At 63.7% G+C, this 1,648-nt stretch carries 2 protein-coding genes; one reads left to right on the plus strand and one right to left on the minus strand.

Going from position 1 to position 1,648, the window contains the following annotated elements; translation table 11 throughout:
• On the minus strand, nucleotides 1-450 hold a 450-nt coding region (locus EOA36_RS34915), incomplete at its 3' end, for an ATP-binding protein (protein ID WP_245464552.1).
• A gap of 258 nt (nucleotides 451-708) precedes the next feature.
• On the opposite strand from EOA36_RS34915, the gene cpaB reads away from it, so the two are divergent.
• Nucleotides 709-1,614 carry a Flp pilus assembly protein CpaB gene (gene cpaB / locus EOA36_RS34920; RefSeq protein ID WP_127281189.1) on the plus strand — a complete coding sequence of 302 codons (906 nt, stop codon included), beginning with the start codon at nucleotides 709-711 and terminating at the stop codon, nucleotides 1,612-1,614.
• Nucleotides 1,615-1,648: the final 34 nt, after the last annotated feature.

Consider the following 1,648-nt stretch of genomic DNA (forward strand, 5'->3'; position numbering starts at 1 on the left):
CTCATAGACCTTGGAATCGAACTTGCCGCCCGAATGCAGCGTCGTCATGATCACTTCGAGGGCCGGCTTCTTGAATTTCGGATGCGGATCGACCGGGATGCCGCGGCCATTGTCGGTGACGGTGAGATAGCCGTCGGCCGAAAGCTCGACATCGATGAAGGTGGCGTGGCCGGCAACCGCTTCGTCCATCGAATTGTCGATGACCTCGGCGAACAAATGGTGCATCGCCTTGTCGTCGGTACCGCCGATATACATGCCAGGCCGGCGGCGCACCGGCTCCAGGCCTTCGAGCACCTCGATGTCGGCGGCGCTGTAACCCTCGCTGCCATCCTTGGCCGCGGTCGGGCGCCTGGCGGCCGCTTGCACCAGCGGATCCGCTGGGCGCGCCGGCGCGCGAACCGGCTGCGGCTGCTTGTCGATGTTGCCGAAGAGATCGTTGTTGTCGTCCATGCCAACCATAAGGGTCCGGTGCTGCGAATCACCCGTCGATACTGCCACGCTTTTCGGCGCCAAGCGACGGAGGTTCCTGTTACGTTCGGGGATTTAGCCCTTCTACCCTAAAACCATTCGATAACCAAGCGGGCGGAAATAGGTCGAATGCCACCGCACAAGATTCCTGATTCTTTAACAATGCCGACTAGCGTGAGCCCAACATAACAAGAAACTGCGGGCGTCAGGGGTTTAGGTGTGAGGGGCAAGGCCATAACGATGATCGGCATCGCCGCCGTTTTCGGCGCGATCTCGATCTTTGCCGCGGATTTCTGGGTCAAGAGCCAGGCCCAGGCCGATGCCCAGGAAAAGACGGCCTCGATCGCCGCTCCGGCCTCACCCAGGATCGAATTCAAGACGATCGTGGTGGCGACCGCGCCGTTGCGTTATGGCATGGAGCTCGATCGCACCAAACTCAGCGAAATCCCGTGGCCGCAGGACTCCCTGCCGCAGGGCGCCTTTGCAACCATCGACGGGTTGCTCGGCGAAGGTGGCCGGGTCGTGCTGTCGGCGATCGAGGTCAACGAGCCGGTGCTGCTGACCAAGCTGTCAGGACCGAACGGCCGCGCGACGCTGTCCAATATGCTGACGCCCGGAATGCGGGCGGTCACCATCCGCACCGACGAGATCGCCGGCGTCGGTGGCTTCGTCACGCCGGGCGACCGGGTCGATGTCGTGTTGACCCGCGATGCCGGCGAAATCCAGGAAGTCGCCAAGAACGCGCAAGGCGCGGCCGGTTCGACCATCACGTCGGAAATCGTCGTTGCCGACGCCAAGGTGCTGAGCGTCGGGCAGGGCGCCGACGAGCGCCAGACGACGCCACAGGTGGCCAACTCCGTGACCATCGAGGTGACGAGCGACGGCGCGCAGAAAGTCGCGCTGGCCCGCACCGTCGGCACGCTGTCGCTTTCGCTACGCTCCGCCAGCGAAGGCGGCGACGGCAAGAACGGCGTCACCACCATCTCTTCCTTCGGCGGATCCGTGGCTTCCAAGGCCCAGGCGGCGGCCGGCTCCCTGTTCGATGCCATCGCCAAGGAGCCGGAGAAGCCGAAGTTCAAGACGGTGATCGTGACACGCGGCACGCAGGCCGAGGAATACAAGGTTCCTTCGCGGGATCAGAAGTAAAGACCGGTGGGGACCGGGCGGGACGGGATCATGG

This window comes from Mesorhizobium sp. M8A.F.Ca.ET.021.01.1.1, from assembly GCF_003998025.1.
Classification (GTDB): Bacteria; Pseudomonadota; Alphaproteobacteria; order Rhizobiales; family Rhizobiaceae; genus Mesorhizobium.